14 protein-coding genes are annotated in these 16,181 nt (G+C 49.2%); 12 read left to right on the forward strand and 2 right to left on the reverse strand.

Annotated features, from left to right (window positions below; genetic code table 11):
- The first annotated feature begins 112 nt into the window (after positions 1 to 112).
- Complete coding sequence (locus tag M0220_RS13295) at positions 113 to 1,087, forward strand: malate dehydrogenase (protein WP_264017881.1); 975 nt, start codon at positions 113 to 115, stop codon at positions 1,085 to 1,087.
- An 828-nt stretch (positions 1,088 to 1,915) separates the two neighbouring features.
- Here M0220_RS13295 and M0220_RS13300 read toward each other — a convergent pair.
- Positions 1,916 to 2,572 carry a histidinol-phosphatase gene (locus tag M0220_RS13300; protein WP_030071854.1) on the reverse strand — a complete coding sequence of 219 codons (657 nt, stop codon included), beginning with the start codon at positions 2,570 to 2,572 and terminating at the stop codon, positions 1,916 to 1,918.
- Between the two features lie 188 nt (positions 2,573 to 2,760).
- On the opposite strand from M0220_RS13300, the gene M0220_RS13305 reads away from it, so the two are divergent.
- Positions 2,761 to 3,258 carry an RNA pyrophosphohydrolase gene (locus M0220_RS13305; protein WP_030071856.1) on the forward strand — a complete coding sequence of 166 codons (498 nt, stop codon included), beginning with the start codon at positions 2,761 to 2,763 and terminating at the stop codon, positions 3,256 to 3,258.
- A 140-nt stretch (positions 3,259 to 3,398) separates the two neighbouring features.
- A complete protein-coding gene (ptsP, locus tag M0220_RS13310) occupies positions 3,399 to 5,660 on the forward strand; it encodes a phosphoenolpyruvate--protein phosphotransferase (RefSeq protein WP_030071859.1) in 2,262 nt (753 codons plus the stop codon).
- 43 nt (positions 5,661 to 5,703) lie between these two features.
- Here the strand turns inward: ptsP and M0220_RS13315 are convergent, their stop codons facing one another.
- Complete coding sequence (locus tag M0220_RS13315) at positions 5,704 to 6,465, reverse strand: NRDE family protein (protein ID WP_264017882.1); 762 nt, start codon at positions 6,463 to 6,465, stop codon at positions 5,704 to 5,706.
- A gap of 165 nt (positions 6,466 to 6,630) precedes the next feature.
- On the opposite strand from M0220_RS13315, the gene M0220_RS13320 reads away from it, so the two are divergent.
- The 9 genes from M0220_RS13320 to M0220_RS13360 all read left to right on the forward strand — a co-directional run bounded on the left by M0220_RS13320 (position 6,631) and on the right by M0220_RS13360 (position 16,181).
- Entirely contained in the window at positions 6,631 to 7,809 is a 1,179-nt protein-coding gene (locus M0220_RS13320; RefSeq protein ID WP_264017883.1) for a response regulator, read from the forward strand.
- Positions 7,806 to 8,603 carry a sulfite exporter TauE/SafE family protein gene (locus M0220_RS13325; RefSeq protein WP_030071866.1) on the forward strand — a complete coding sequence of 266 codons (798 nt, stop codon included), beginning with the start codon at positions 7,806 to 7,808 and terminating at the stop codon, positions 8,601 to 8,603. Before M0220_RS13320 ends, M0220_RS13325 begins: the two co-directional genes overlap by 4 nt.
- A gap of 98 nt (positions 8,604 to 8,701) precedes the next feature.
- Complete coding sequence (gene lgt / locus M0220_RS13330; RefSeq protein ID WP_264017884.1) at positions 8,702 to 9,490, forward strand: prolipoprotein diacylglyceryl transferase; 789 nt, start codon at positions 8,702 to 8,704, stop codon at positions 9,488 to 9,490.
- A gap of 181 nt (positions 9,491 to 9,671) precedes the next feature.
- Positions 9,672 to 10,445 carry a thymidylate synthase gene (locus M0220_RS13335; RefSeq protein WP_232222377.1) on the forward strand — a complete coding sequence of 258 codons (774 nt, stop codon included), beginning with the start codon at positions 9,672 to 9,674 and terminating at the stop codon, positions 10,443 to 10,445.
- Positions 10,442 to 10,978: a dihydrofolate reductase gene (locus M0220_RS13340; protein ID WP_264017885.1), complete on the forward strand. Its 537-nt coding sequence runs from the start codon at positions 10,442 to 10,444 to the stop codon at positions 10,976 to 10,978. Before M0220_RS13335 ends, M0220_RS13340 begins: the two co-directional genes overlap by 4 nt.
- A gap of 19 nt (positions 10,979 to 10,997) precedes the next feature.
- Entirely contained in the window at positions 10,998 to 11,843 is an 846-nt protein-coding gene (locus M0220_RS13345; RefSeq protein WP_264017886.1) for a ProQ/FINO family protein, read from the forward strand.
- Between the two features lie 274 nt (positions 11,844 to 12,117).
- Entirely contained in the window at positions 12,118 to 13,167 is a 1,050-nt protein-coding gene (locus M0220_RS13350) for a porin (RefSeq protein WP_264017887.1), read from the forward strand.
- A gap of 869 nt (positions 13,168 to 14,036) precedes the next feature.
- Positions 14,037 to 14,804, forward strand: coding sequence for a Wzz/FepE/Etk N-terminal domain-containing protein (locus tag M0220_RS13355; RefSeq protein ID WP_264017888.1), 768 nt, complete (start codon positions 14,037 to 14,039; stop codon positions 14,802 to 14,804).
- A 21-nt stretch (positions 14,805 to 14,825) separates the two neighbouring features.
- Complete coding sequence (locus tag M0220_RS13360; protein WP_264017889.1) at positions 14,826 to 16,181, forward strand: lipopolysaccharide biosynthesis protein; 1,356 nt, start codon at positions 14,826 to 14,828, stop codon at positions 16,179 to 16,181.

Raw genomic sequence — 16,181 nt, forward strand, 5'->3', positions numbered from 1 at the left:
CTCATGTATGATTGAGTTTTTGCACATCTGGGCATACCATCTTGTCGTCTTGAGTTCTGTCGACCCACTCTCAGGCGAGAACCCACTTTAGGCGAACCATCAAGGAGCAATGATGAAAGATCCAGTACGTATTGCGATTACCGGCGGTGCCGGCCAGATCAGCTATTCTCTTATTTTCCGCATCGCCGCTGGCGATATGCTGGGGCCGGATCAGCCAGTCATTCTCCAGCTTCTCGAAATCCCCCAAGCCATGGACGCCCTGAACGGCGTTGTCATGGAAGTTAACGACTGCGCCTTCCCGCTGGTACAAGACATCGTTGCTACTGATGATCCGAACGTTGCCTTCAAAGATGCCGATTTCGCCCTACTGGTAGGTGCACGTCCGCGTGGCCCGGGTATGGAACGTAAAGATCTGCTGGAAGCCAACGCCGCGATCTTCTCTGTACAAGGTAAAGCACTGAACGATCACGCTAGCCGTGACGTGCGTGTGCTAGTTGTCGGTAACCCGGCTAACACCAATGCGTTGATTGCTTCTTGCAACGCGCCGGACCTTGACGCAGGCCAGTTCACTGCAATGACGCGTTTGGACCACAACCGTGCGCTGACGCAGCTAGCTCAGAAAACCGGCAAGCACGTCACTGACGTTGACGGCATGATTATCTGGGGCAACCACAGTGCTACCCAGTACCCGGATCTGGCACAGTGCAAAGTAGACGGCAAAGCCGCCTTCGATCTGGTTGAGCGTGACTGGTACGAAAACGACTTTATTCCGACCGTACAGCAGCGCGGCGCGGCGATTATCAAAGCACGCGGCGCGTCTTCTGCAGCGTCTGCGGCGTCTTCAGCCATTGATCACATGCGCGATTGGGCGCTGGGTTGCGATGGTATCGTCAGCATGGCGATCCCATCTGACGGCAGCTACGGCATTGAAGAAGGCATCATCTACTCCTATCCGGTACGTTGCCAGGGTGGCAAGTATGAAATCGTTCAAGGCTTTGAACTGGACGCGTTCAGCAAAGAGAAGATGCAGGCGACCGAGAAAGAACTGCGTGAAGAGCGCGCAGCGGTTGAGCACCTGCTCGGCTAAGTACGCTGGCTGGCGTTCTTTGAACTGTTCTAAAAACCGTTTTAAGAACAGTGCCTAGTAATACCAAACCCCGCAAGCTTAATGCTTGCGGGGTTTTTCAATTTGGTCACTTAAGACTCACCACTCACCACAGCCGTCATTCCCGACTCAGTCTCAACCCTGTCATTCCCGAATTAGCCCCAGGCCTGTCATTCCCGAATGGGGTAATCGGGAATCCACCTTGGCCTTTGCCGCCGTAGCCCGAAAACCAAAGTCAAAATGGATTCCCGCTAAGGGCACGCGGGAATGACGGAGTTGGGGCGGCCCAAAATGGATTCCTGCTAAGGGAGCGCGGGAATGACGGAGTTGGGGCGGCCCAAAATGGATTCCTGCTAAGGGAGCTTGGGAATGACGGGGTTGGGGCAGCCCAAAATGGATTCCTGCTAAGGGAGCTTGGGAATGACGGGGTTGGGGAGCCTCACTACTCATCACAGTCGTTATTCCCGAATCAGCCCCAGGCCTGTCATTCCCGAATGGGGTAATCGGGAATCCACCTTGACCTTTGTCGCTGTAGCCCGAAAACCAAGGTCAAAATGGTTTCCCGCTAAGGGCACGCGGGAATGACGGGGTTGGGGAGCCTCACTACTCATCACAGTCGTCATTCCCGAATAGCCCCCAGGCCTGTCATTCCCGAATGGGGTAATCGGGAATCCACCTTGACCTTTGCCGCCGTAGCCCGAAAACCAAAGTCAAAATGGATTCCCGCTAAGGGCGCGCGGGAATGACGGAGTTGGGGCAGCACAAATGGATTCCCGCTAAGGGCACGCGGGAATGACGGGGGTGCACCACTCAATCCCGCAGGCTCATAATTCGCCAGTGGCGTTCTTCGGCGATTTGGCGCAGGGTGTCGTCGGGGTCGACGGCAACTGGGTGTTCCACTTGCTCAAGCAGCGGTAGGTCATTGTGGGAATCGCTGTAAAACCATGCGCCGTCCATGGTTAGCTCTTGATTCTCAAGCCACTGCTGCAAGCGAGTCACTTTACCTTCGCGGTAGCTAGGAATGCCTGATACTCGTCCTGTGTAGCGGCCATCGACCATTTCAGGGTCAACGGCAATGAGGTCGTCCACACCTAAGCGTTCGGCGATAGGGGCAGTAATAAAGCGGTTTGTAGCGGTGATAATCAGCAGCGTATCGCCTTTGGTGCGGTGGCGGGCAAGCAACTCCTCTGCCTTGGGCAGAATGTTGGGTTCTATCTTGCTGGCCATAAACTGCTGGTGCCAGGCGGCTAGTTGTTCAGGCGTATTTTCCGCCAGTGGCTTTAAGGCCATTTCTAGAAATGCTGCCATATCTAGCGTGCCGGCATTGTAGTCAGCTAGGAAACGCTCATTGGCCTCGCGGTAGGCAATGGGGTCAACTGCACCTTGCTCAAGTAAAAACTCACCCCAGGCATGATCGCTGTCGATGGATAGCAGCGTATTATCCAAATCGAAAATGGCCAGACTCACGGCGCTCCCCTTATGGTGTTGGTTGGTTGCTGATGATTAGGTCAGTTATTAACGATAGTCACGGTTTGCAAGGCGGCGAATTATCGCAGAGTCACCATGGTTTAACCACTTAGCGTTATATTGTATTGATACGCTTGTCTCCCTTGTGGAAAAATGGGGATAACTGAAAATTTATTAAGGTGATGTCCGTGATCGACGCTGACGGCTTTCGCCCCAATGTTGGCATTATTATTGCCAATAGCCAGGGGCAGCTGCTTTGGGCGCGTCGTGTAGGGCAAAACGCGTGGCAGTTTCCCCAGGGAGGCATCAAAGCAAACGAAACACCACATCAAGCACTTTTTCGTGAGCTTTTTGAGGAGATCGGCCTAACCGCCGACGACGTTGATATTGTCGCCTGTACTCGGGGATGGCTGCGCTACCGTCTACCACGACGCATGATTCGCACCCACTCACGGCCGGTTTGCATCGGTCAAAAGCAGAAGTGGTTTCTACTTAAAATTCGCTGCCAAGAAAATCGAATTTGCATGACGGCAACGCCCAACCCCGAATTCGATGGTTGGCGATGGGTCAGTTACTGGTATCCACTGGGGCAGGTGGTGCCGTTTAAACGTGAGGTATATCGGCGCGCGCTAAGAGAGCTTTCTCCTCGCGTTCAGCGCTTGGCGCAACAAGATAATGATGGATAACGTGTGCTCCACTGTTTTCAAAGCTGGTTTCCAAGAACTGGTTTTCAAGAACTGGTTTTAAAAAAATAGTTTTTACGAGACAGTGAGAGTTGGCCGAAAATCCCTCAGCGAGGCAAATAATAGTGAATAGTAAAACGTCCATGCTTGAGGTGCTGCGACGCGTTATTCAAGAAGTGAATGGCGCTAGAAACCTCGACGCCGCGCTGTCAACGATGGTACGTCGCATACGCAAGGCGATGCAGACTGACGTGTGCTCCTTCTATTTGTATGACAAGGAGCTTGAGTCACTCGTATTGATGGAAACCATTGGCCTGCGTACGCAAGCAGTAGGTCGTGTGGTATTGCCGCTAGGGGAAGGCCTGGTGGGGCTAGTGGCTAAGCGCAGTGAACCGCTTAATTTAGAAGACGCCCAGTCCCACTCCCATTTTCGTTATTTTGAAGCGACCGGCGAGGAGCGCTACTCAAGTTTCCTCGGTGTGCCCATTATTCATCAACGCCTTATGCTGGGCGTTTTGGTCGTACAGCAGGCCGAAAAACGCCAGTATGACGATGAAGATGAAGCTTTTCTTGTCACCATGGCTGCCCAGTTAGCGGGAGTACTGGCTCATGCGCTTGCGACGGGTAACCTAGCCCGTCCGGCCCTTCCGGGTGGTCAAGCCATGTTCAAGGGCGTGGCAGCGTCGCCGGGGATGGCGATGGGGGAGGCGGTGGTGATTACGCCACCCGCTGACTTGAACAGTGTTCCTGATCTTATTCCTAGTGATCAAGACTACGAAGTTGCGCGGTTAAAAGAAGCCATTGGCAAAACCCGCGATGAAATTCGTGCGGCAGCAGAGCGCTTAGTTAACCGAATATCTTCTCAAGAGCTGGCGCTATTTGACGTCTATCAACAAATGCTCGGTGAAGCAGCGCTTTCTGAAGAAGTTGAAAAACGCATTCGTGAAGGCCAATGGGCGCCGGGAGCGCTGGCCGATGTCGTGCGTCGGCATGTTCAATACCTTGAACGAGTAGACGACGACTACCTACGGGAGCGGGCGGCAGATATTCGTGATCTTGGCCGCCGTGTGCTGGCGCATCTTCAGGAGGACACACCCTCTACCCCAGAAACCTACCCGGAAAATGCCATTCTAGTCGGCGATGAAATTAGCGTTGCCATGCTGGGTGAAGTGCCAAGAGACAAACTCAAAGGCCTAGTGTCGGTGCGCGGCTCAAGTACCTCGCACGTTGCTATTGTTGCTCGTGCAATGGGGATTCCTACGGTGCTGGGGATGGTAGATCTTCCTCTGCCGCGTTTGAACGGTGCGCCGGTAGTGCTGGATGGTCACCGAGGCCGGCTATTTGTGCGTCCAGCAGCTGAGTTAAAAGCTCGCTACGAAAGCCTGATTGCTGAAGAGGCAGCGCTGAGCGAGCTTCTGGAGCACGAGCAAGACTTGCCCAGCGAAACACCCGATGGCCATACAATGCCGTTGATGGTGAACACAGGGCTTGCTGTTGATGCCTCTGCGCTGCTAAAAAGCCGTATTGGTGGCGTAGGGCTATACCGTACTGAAGTGCCTTTTATGATTACCGAGCGCTTCCCCGGTGAAAAAGAGCAAATGCGCATGTACCGCGAGCAGCTGGAAGGTTTTGCGCCGTTGCCAGTCGTCATGCGAACGCTGGATATCGGCGGTGACAAAGACCTTCCCTATTTTCCTATTGAAGAAGCGAATCCGTTCTTGGGCTGGCGGGGGATGCGGGTAACCCTTGATCATCCAGAAGTATTGATGGTTCAGCTGCGTGCTATGTTGAAAGCATCGCATGATTTGAACAATCTCTATGTACTCTTCCCGATGATTACCAATGTGGAAGAGGTCGATGAAGCCATTCGCCTGCTAGATCGTGCCATTTTAGAGTTAGGCGAAGAAGGAATTGCGGTTGAACGGCCCAAAGTGGGTGTGATGATTGAAGTGCCGGCGACGATTTATCAAATGGATGCGTTGGCGAAGCGGGTGGATTTCTTCTCGGTGGGTAGTAATGACCTCACCCAATATTTGCTCGCAGTAGATCGCAACAATCCTCGCGTCTCTAGCCTGTACGATGCCTTACACCCAGCGTTATTAGGTGCGCTACAAGAGCTCGCCCAGGATGCGAAACGACTAGAAAAGCCCATATCGTTATGCGGTGAATTAGCGGGCGATCCTGCTGGTGCGCTGTTACTAATGGCCATGGGGTTTACCAGCCTTTCCATGAATGCCCCCAGCCTACCCAAAGTACGAGCGGCTATCCGGCGCGTGTCTATGCACGATGCACAAACACTACTCAGCGAAATCATGGAGCGGGATACCCCAGCGTTGGTGCATGAACATCTCAATAAGCGCATGGATGAGTGGCAGCTTTCACATTTATTGCCCCCACGAGATTAATGCCGAGACTCATGCCTGGCAGGGGTGGTCTAGAGCTGAAGTGTTAGTGAGTTTTTAAGGTGGTCTCCCCCTCAAATCGACCGAGTGGCCCAAACCGCTGCTCGGTTATGTTTATTTGCCCCTGCTGATTTAGCGTTAGCCAAGTAGTCGCTCGGGTGCCGTAGTGTTCACCCACTATAAATGCAGAAGAGAGCTGACGCTCCAGTGTTAACCCCACTCCGGTGTCTGGTAGCTGATCATCTGGTGCCGTTTGTGGGTTGTGTAGCGCCTGTTGTGTTGCGCTTCGCCACTGTTCGTTGGTGCTGGTTAATAAGGCATTGCGAACCAGGTTCAATTTTGGCCAGGGCGTGTTCAGAGTGGCATTCGATAGGCCATGAACCCCAGGGGGGACACGGGTAAGTACGACCCCGTGCAGGCCGCGGTGCATATGCCACAGACGATCTTGAGTGGCTACTAGTAAGTTGAATCCAGCATAGTGGAGGGCTGTTTTGCTTTCTAAGGTGGTAAGCCAGGTTTCCACATCATCGCTTTGTAGAACGCTCGCCACCAGTTCGCCGCGGCTAGGCGCATTGCCAGGTGTTGCCAGTCGAGGGTCGCGTACATTGGTTAATGCAGCGACAACCCCTTTCGAGTTTGCCGCTAACCACGTTCCGCCAGCTTCCAAGTCGCGCCCTCCTACCAGAGTAGGCTGCTCTTCCCAGCGTGCGAGTGGTGCGGTAGGCCGCTGATGAAATTCATCTCGATTGCCTGCTAGGCGCAAGGGAATGGTTGCGCCAGGAGACCAAGAAAAAGTGATTAAACACATAGATGAGGCTCACAAACGGTATTAGAAACCCAATCAGCCAGTGAGGCATGACAGTATGGAAGCGTAGACATACAATTAACATTAATATAAACATGCTTAGCCATGCTATGGCCGCCAACATGTTAAGGCGCATTATTTAAGAAGCCACCTAGGAAGGCGCACACTATGCAACGCTATCAGCGAGAGCACTTCTGGAACGCCATCGTTTGGCCTATTTTATGGCCTCTTTTACTGGTACAGGTGGCATTGGTACTGCTCTGTGTATTGGTCGGATGGGTCGTTTGGGGGCTTTCACCAGGACAAACATCGTGGAGCACCACGCTATGGCTAACATTAGCACTGCTGTTAGGCAGTTGTTTAAACGTTAGCGTTTTTTTGATGTTGATTAAAAGTCGTGCAAAACAGAAAGATGCCCGCTTTATGCAAGAGCTTGCAGAGCTGGAGCACCATGCGAATGCAGTAGCGACGATGCTAGTAGCTTCAAAGGCTGATGTGAAGGAGCCAGCAGCAGTAAAAAACGCGGGGGAGCTGCCTTTAACGCGCTTAGCGTCGGTTAATCAATGGTTAGTCAGCGTCGAACGTGCTTTAAGAAATAAGCAGTTGCCAGCGACTTCTGGTGTCCACATTAAACCCGACCCCACCTTGCTTGATGACCTTCATCACCATCAAAAACAGTTGAAGCATCTTATCGCAGGACGTGACCGCGCGCGTGAGGAGTCACGTTTAAAATCAGGCTATTTAACGTTGCTACAACGCGAAGCCGACACGCTGTTTGATTATTTAAGCACTATGTTGGAAGAAGTCCATTCGCATGCATGCCAAAAAAATATTACCTACGTGCGTGAGAGATTGGCAGATATACGGGCATTACTTGCTAATTTTGCTGAGCAAAGCGTCAATGAAACAGACGACTATGAACAGCCACACGCTATTTTAGAGCGCAAGCTACGTATTCTGGTCGTTGACGATGGCCCTGTTAATTTAATGCTGGCGCGTCAAATGTTGGAAACTCAAGGGCTTCAGGTGGATGGTGTTAGTAGTGGCGAGCAGGCGCTAGACCGCCAGCAAACGACCTTTTATGACCTCGTATTTATGGATATTTTTATGCCGACATTAGATGGGCTAGAAACCGCACGCCGCTGGCGAACCTTCGAGCACCTTAGTGGCGGCCAACAGCGTAGCGCATTGATCGCGCTGACCGCTAATGTCGATAACACGGGTGCCGATGCTTATAACGCTGCAGGAATAGATGACGTATTAGCAAAGCCTTACAAGCCTGAAACGCTGCTCAGTATGATCACTAAGTGGGTGCCTGGCGCGCATAATCAGGTGCAACAAAAATGACAGCATTGAGTATTTGGGCGGGATATTTATTGTTGGGCTCAGCGGCAGGTACGATGGCCGGACTGTTTGGTGTGGGGGGCGGTTTAATCATTGTTCCTGCGCTGGTGTTTGCATTCGGTCTACAAGGAGTGGCCCCTGAAATCACCATGCATTTAGCGGTGGGTACATCACTAGCAACCATTGTTATTACCGGTGCTTCGTCAGCGTTAGGACATTATCGAAAAGGTAGTATTCATAAACCATGGTTTATGGCGTTGTTGCCAGGGCTAATGCTAGGGGCAATTGGTGGCGGTTTTATCGCAGACAACCTTTCCGGCACTGTGCTAGGCACGTTGTTCGGCGTATTTGTGTTGCTATTAGCCACTAAAATGGTGCTTGGCCTTTCACCTAAGCCAGGTAGTGTGCCGCCGGGTAACGCCCCCATGGCCATTGCCGGCGGCGTGGTAGGCACCATATCAGCGCTGTTTGGCATCGGCGGTGGCGCAATGACGGTTCCCTGGCTCTCTCGGTGTGGTGCGAGTATGACCCAGGCAGTGGGAACTTCCGCTGCTTGTGGCTTACCAATAGCAGCCGTTGGGGCAATAACGTTTATAGTGGTGGGGTGGGGTAACCCGCTGTTACCGCCCTGGGCGACTGGATTCGTCATGTGGCCTGCATTTATTGGTATTGTGCTCACAAGCGTTCCCTTTGCCCGCATTGGCGTTCGCTTAGCCCATGTGCTTCCAGCCAATGTACTGAGATTTTCGTTTGCAGCTTTGCTGGCCGCCGTAGGTATACGCTTTATATTGGCGTAATTTTGAATAGCGGCTTAACTCGCTGATGTCATGCTGCTGTTTTTCACTTACTGTTTTTTCACCTGCTATTTTCCTCCTGTTACCTCTAGAGATGCTCAATGATTAATTACCCAACGATTGACCCTGTCGCTATTTCATTAGGCCCGCTGCAGGTCCATTGGTACGGCTTAATGTATGTAGTGGGCTTTGTTGCGGCATGGTGGTTAGGGTGTAAGCGGGCACCGCGTATTGGCCTTACGAAAGATGATATTGGTGATTTACTGTTTTACTGTGCCATTGGTGTGGTAGTAGGAGGGCGGCTAGGGTATGCGCTGTTTTACGGGTTAGGCCAGTGGGCCGCTGACCCATTATGGGTATTCCGCGTGTGGGATGGCGGTATGAGTTTTCATGGTGGCTTACTAGGGGTGCTGTTAGCGGCATGGCTATTTGCACGTCGTAAACAGCTGGCATTTTTCACATTAACGGACTTTATTGCCCCTCTGGTACCCATCGGTTTAGGTGCAGGACGGATTGGTAATTTCATCAACCATGAACTCCCGGGGCGTGTAACGTCGCTACCTTGGGGAATGCCGTTTCCTGGTATGGGGCCAGAGCCACGTCACCCTTCCGCGCTTTATGAAGCTTTCCTGGAAGGGGTCATACTGTTTGCCATTCTGTGGTGGGTGTCTGCTGAACCACGTGCCAGAGGGTTCTTATCGGGTTTATTCCTACTAGGTTATGGCGTTTTCCGTTTTATGGTTGAATTTGTACGCATGCCCGACGCCCACATTGGCTACCTTGCCTTTGGCTGGTTCACGATGGGTATGCTGCTCACGCTCCCGATGATTGCGCTAGGTCTACTCTTTATTGTTTGGTCACGCAACCAACCCGTTGATGCCAAGGTGTAGAAAGTGAGGAGTGAGGAGTGAGGAGTGAGGAGTGAGGAGTGAGGAGTGAGGGGAATGCTCCTGGCCGCCTGATGTTTACGCGTATAGAATATGTGCCCAAATTGATTTTTAATCTGGAATTTCTGTGACTGCAATAACGCCCACGCCGAAAGACGCGCTTGAACAGCCGTACCTAGACTTAATGCGCACTGTGCTGGAGCAGGGCGTTGACCGGAATGACCGCACTGGCGTTGGTACGCGCTCAGTGTTTGGTCATCAAATGCGCTTCGATCTCTCGCGCGGCTTCCCGCTACTCACCACAAAAAAGCTACACCTACGCTCTATCATTCATGAGCTGCTGTGGTTCCTTAAAGGCGATACCAATATTGGGTATCTTAAAGAGAATGGCGTGCGCATCTGGGATGAATGGGCAGATGAAAATGGTGACCTTGGTCCTGTTTATGGCTACCAATGGCGCAGCTGGCCGGCCCCAAGCGGTGGAAGCGTTGATCAGATTTCCAACGTGTTAGCGCAAATTCGCACCACTCCCCAGTCGCGGCGACTGATTGTTTCAGCCTGGAATCCAGGTCAAGTCGATGAAATGAAGTTGCCGCCTTGCCACTGTTTGTTTCAATTTTACGTGGCTAATGGGCGTCTCTCGTGCCAGCTTTACCAGCGTAGTGCCGATATCTTTTTAGGCGTGCCGTTTAATATTGCAAGCTATGCGCTACTGCTTGCCATGGTTGCCCAGGTAACCGGCCTTGAGCCAGGTGAGTTTGTGCATACGCTAGGCGATGCACATCTCTACAGCAATCATTTAGAGCAGGCCCAAGAACAATTGGGCCGTACACCTAAAGCGCCGCCACGTTTAGTGCTTAACCCCCAGGTCACTAACCTGTTCGATTTTACCTTCGACGATATCCATATTGATGGATATGAATCGCACCCACACATCAAAGCACAGGTAGCCGTATGAACCAGCACAGTGTGTATGAACCGTTAGTGCCGGTCGCCATGATTGTGGCAATGGCTAAAAATCGGGTAATTGGCGTAGAAGGTAAACTACCCTGGTACCTGCCTGAAGATTTAAAATTCTTCAAACGTATGACCCAAGCCAAGCCGCTAGTCATGGGGCGTAAAACCTACGCTTCGATAGGTAAGCCGTTGCCCAATCGGCTCAATATTGTTGTCACTCGTGACACAGGCTTTACGGCTGAAGGCGTGAGAATATGCCATGAATTACCAGCGGCATTAGCATTGGCTGACCAACAAGCTACTATTGAAGCTGCCGAAGAAATTATGGTGATGGGAGGGGGCGAGATCTACCGACAAGCGCTTCCTTATGCGCAACGCCTCTATATTACTGAAGTCGATGTGAATGTTGAAGGTGATGCCGTCTTCCCTGAATTCTCTATGAAAGAGTGGCAGGAAATTCAGCGCGTAGCGGGTACGCCAGCAGAAGGACAGCCTCAATACGACTTTGTCGTTTACGAGCGGATCGCCGACTGATTAACGCAAAGGAGGGGGTATGGCCGCAAGTGTATTAGAGCTATTAGAAGCACTGGAAGCGCGACTTGAACAGACTAAAGCCGAGCTGAGTACGCTGCGTGAAGAGAACGATACGCTTAGACAGCAATTGTCTGCTCAGGTACAGCAGTGCTTACCGCCTTCGCAGCCTACACACCGCTCAGTACCGTCGGAAGGGCCGTCTCAAGATCTATCTCAAGATCTATCTCAAGAACTGTCCCAGCAGTCACCCGAAGCTAAACAGTTATCTGACGCTAAGCAGCTATCTGAAACGCATCACGAGCTAGAGTTGCCGATGGTTGATGAAGCATCGGCCGCCAAAGATGCTTCTCCGCCGCCGTCCCCCCAGTCACTTCTTAATCAGTGGTATGAACGCTACCCTAAAGCATTTTTTACCGGTCACACAAAGCCGTTAAAAGTAGGTATTCATCAAGACCTTGCTCAGCGTGAACCGTGGTCAGGAAAATTAATTCGTCGCACGCTTGCGAATTATGTAAATCTCCCTCGGTATATAAAATCAATGCGGGAAGGTGCTGAGCGAATAGATTTAGATGGAAATTCCGCAGGCACCGTTGATAAAGAAGCGGCGCGACATGCCAATGAGCGGCGTAAACAAAGCCAGGGTAAACAAAGCCAGAGTAAACATACGCCAACGCCTGCAGCACGCCCGTCGAAACGACAGCCACCGCAAGTGCCTAACAAAGCAGCATCTTTGCCTCAATCAGCGCCTAGCCATGGTGGGAATGACGGCGGGAATGAAAAAAGCCCCAAAAAAGACGAATTAACAAAACCGCTTAGCCTTGAAGATAAATTAAGAGGCTTGCAACAAAAATTTACCGAGCACTGAGACCAGTCAACGGCCCGTGGGTTCCTTAAAATAAGGCAAATCGTAAAAAAACACTGTTTTTTTCTATTGCGTTCACTGGAATCCCAGTATAGAGTTTGATCTGCGAGCATTGGACTATAACAAGGCTTGATTGAGGACATGCCGCATACCACCGGGAAAAACCGGAGGATGGAAAAAAGAGCATGGCCCACAAGCCAACTGCAGGCTTCATAATAATTTTATGACAAGTCTGTAGAAACGATCGAAACAGTAAGCTAGTTAAGGAACCTACATCATGAAAAAGACACTTTTAGCGACTGCTATCATTGGCGCCCTCGGTGCCTCTGCTGCCGCTCAAGCAGCTACCGTCTATGACCAAGACGGCACCAAACTCGACGTCTATGGCCGTATCGCCATGGGTATCGCTGGTGGCGGCCCCGAGTACAACGACGCTGACGAAAAAATCGACAACAGCGAAGAATTCGTTGATGTCTACTCTCGTCTTGGCCTGCGCATGAGCCACGAAGTTAACTCTGACCTGACCGCTTTCGGTCGTTTAGAGTGGCGCTTTAAAGGCGACGAGCGTTACACCGATTCTGGCTTCACTGAAATTCGTCAGAGCTACCTGGGCGTACAGAGCAAGCAGTACGGTACTGTACAAGCCGGTAACTTCGACAGCTTCTACAACCAGTTTGTTTCTCTGCCGTTCGATGTTTACATCGATCGTGGTCTAGAGTTCTCTGGTCACCCGAAACAGTCGCGTGGCGACTCTATCGGTTACTACACGCCTGATCTACAAGGCTGGACTGCCTTCCTGCAGCTGAAACACTACAGCGAGCGTGGCGAACTTGAGCCGGTTCGTGATGAAGGCAACGTAGTTGCTGCACAAGGTGGCGTACGCTACGAGCAAGGCCCGATCACTGTAGGTCTGGGTTTTGTTGACGACGTAGTACGTGGCGGCGGTAACGGCGAAATGCTGGGTGGTCTGATCGGTTCTTACGCCGTAAATGATCAGCTGTCTCTTCGTTTAGGTTATGAAGGTCGTGAAAACAGCGATGCTCTTGGTGGCGGCTACGACACCGTCGGTCTAGGTGGTACTTACACCACTGGTCCTTGGGCATTCGCTGCTGATATCTACAACGTAGATCCTGATGGCCAAGACGACGATCGTACTGCTTGGTCTCTGGGTTCTTACTACAAAGTTTCCAGCAACTTCGACGTGTTCCTGGAGTTGAACCAAGCTGACCAGCAGTCCATCAACGTTACTCTTGATGGCCGTGACTCTGAAATCAGTGCTGACGGCGATGACGTATACTACCTGACAGGCGCACGTTACCACTTCTAAGCTTGGCCTTAGCCATGCTTAGCAGGTAACCCCTGTAAGTAGAATAGAACCGGCCTCTTTGAGGCCGGTTTTTTTGTGGCTGACTTATTTTCATATGCGGCCCAATACGCATGTCCAAAATTCTATATGAAGCACTTGATGGCTGGGTTACTTTTGTCTGAGCTTTAGGAACAAGCCCCGTTTTAGCGTAATATACAGAGTTTTGAATAGAGTGCTTATGGTAACGGGGTGTTAGAACACGTTAAAAGATCTAACTAAGCTGAGTTACATAGCAGCCATCAAACAGGTATGATAGGCAAACTTTATTGCCCCTCGGTGAAACAACGGCTTAAACAAATAGGGTTGCCCAATAATTATGAGGATTAAGTAATCTAGTTAGGTAACCGCAAGTTCAAAGAACAAAATAAAAATAAGTGATATCAACAAAAAACAGTCGTAAAAGCCGGTAGAAGAGAAATGGACGCCTAGAGGGCGTGAACATAGGACAAGTGACAAAATGGCGTGTAAGTGATGTCATGGTTCGTAGCTGGAAGCATAGTGGTAGCAAGCAAAACATAGTGGTAACAAGCAAAACATAGTGGTAACAAGCAAAACATAGTGGTAACAAGCAAAACATAGTGGTGGCGTAGCAAAGAATTGTGAAAACGATTCATAGGTCAGATGTTATAGGTAGCCATACAAGCTGATGAGTTGGGCAAGGGAAGGCGTCCGGTAATCCCTGGGCGGTAGCGTGGCTAAAAGAAGTACTTGGTAGTAGTTGTTATAAACGATAATTATTATCAACGTTGTCCTCTGCAGTACATTACACTTGTAAAAAAGTTTGCTTAAAGATAAGCACAGCAAGCATATAAATAAAGATGGAGAGAAAAGTGAGCGCTAAAACGCCTAAATATGAAGATCGAAGTCAAGAAATAACATTGGTTGACTTGATTAAAATCTTAGTTAAGAAAAAGGTATTAGTGATAAGTATTTTCATTTTAGCCATCTTAGCCACGCTAAGCTACGCTCTGATAATGCCACGCAGCTATCAGTACACGTCAGTTTACCAGTCAGCAGAAACTGCACCAAATATTGCTATAGAGTCAATGCAGTCATTAATAGCAAAAACTAACAATGTTTACTTAGACTCGCTAGTGGTCGAATATTTAGATGGCCATGAGCTAACGTCGATGCCTTTTGAGATTAAAGTAAATGCACCAAAAGACACCATATTATTACGTTTAGCAACACAAGCAGAAGTAGGTCTAGCGGATGAGATTGCCTCGTTCCATAAACAACTGTTAGATAGGGTTTCTACTGATCAGCACGAAAAGATAGAAAAACATCGTGGTATTTTAGAAGCGCAATTGGAAAATATACAGCAATCTATCGAGTCATTAAGTAACTCAAATAATCCTATGACAGCAGAGTTAATAGCTCGCTATTCAATACAAGAAAATGAAATACGTACAAATTTGGCAAACTTAACCCCTGGCAGCATTGTCCATGTTGCCTCCAAAAGCATAGAGCCTGTCGGTCCTGGAAAGTTTTTTATTCTCATCGTAGGAGGTCTACTTAGTGCTCTATTAGCTATCGGTGCGGCCTTTTTACTAAGTTTTATCCAGCTCGTACGAACCAGTTTAGAAAACGACTCTTAAGTACAAGCTAACGAGAATACCGTGATCAAAAAAAAATTGCTTAACAATACGATAGTAAGCTCCGGGCTAGCTTTTCTAGTGAAGGTAACAGCAGCATTTTCAAGCTACTTGCTATTTGCGGTAGTGGCTAGGTATATGACTGCGAACGATTTTGGTGTTTTTAGCTACTTTTTTAGTGCTGCAATGTTAGCGGCATTAGTGGGTGGCTTTGGGCAGCAAATGCTGATAGTTAAAGAAATACCCGCCGCACAAGTTCATAAAGATAAAAGTCTTGAGAAAGGAGTTTACTATTTTTCCTTTGTGACTACTGCTTTTATAGCGCTGTTGGTTTCAATAGTTTTATTTTTAACACTATATTATCAAGATAAAAGTGCGGTTAGTGAAGTGGTGATTTATTGTGCCGTCTTATGCTTTCTGTATTCATTCAGTCAATCAACAATTGGCGCACTTCGCGTTCAAAATCGTACATTGTTGGCAATTGCTACTAGAGACTTAATTTGGCGTGTTTTAGTTATTTGTTTATTTATAGCAATAGTAAGTTGGTATGTAGAATATAATAGGCTATTAGCTGTGTTTTTGGTCATGGCATCAATACTTTTTGTTATTGTCGTGTTACATATCTTGTTAATTTCTAAAGGAGCAAGTGATCTTAGGCAGTTCAAGCCAAAATTTAAAGTAAAATCATGGCTGAGTACAAGTGCAGGTTTAACACTAGTTGCTGTTATATCAGGCGCCGATTTATACCTTTATACAATTGTTATTGGTAGGATTTTTGAAAATGAAGTGGTAGGGGCTTTTTTCGCAGCGTTAAAAACAGCTGAATTGATCAATCTTTTTCTTATGACCATTTCGTTAGTGGTAGCACCTAAATTATCAAAGGCGGTTGCAGAAAAAAATATCAAGAACCTTCAGTTAGAATGTAATGCTGCCATTTTTTTATTAAGCATACCGACATTGGTAGCATGCTTGATAATGCTTGTTTTCGCACCATACTTCATGTTGATTTTTGATTCTTCTTATGTTGAGTACGATGTATTAATGAGATTGTTAGTTGTAGGAATGCTTATTAATGCTTTGACCGGTTCAACAGTACTATTGTTTCAATTATCGGGTATGCATTGGCTGCAAATTGCGTTTCAGGGTGGTAGCTTGATTATTTCTTTAATGCTGCTTCCAATTTTTGCTCACTATATGGGAATCAATGGTGCAGCCATTAGTTTTATTATTTCAAAAGTAATGTGGAACTTACTTGCAGTAATATTTATTCGTAAGCGCATCGGCGTTGATCCAACAATTATTTCGCTCTTTGGCACTAAGCAAGTGAAAAGAAGCGACGTGTTGAACGGCTTGAAAGTGAAATTACTGAATAGGGACTGA

The organism is Halomonas qinghailakensis, from assembly GCF_025820815.1.
Taxonomy (GTDB): Bacteria; Pseudomonadota; Gammaproteobacteria; order Pseudomonadales; family Halomonadaceae; genus Vreelandella; species Vreelandella qaidamensis.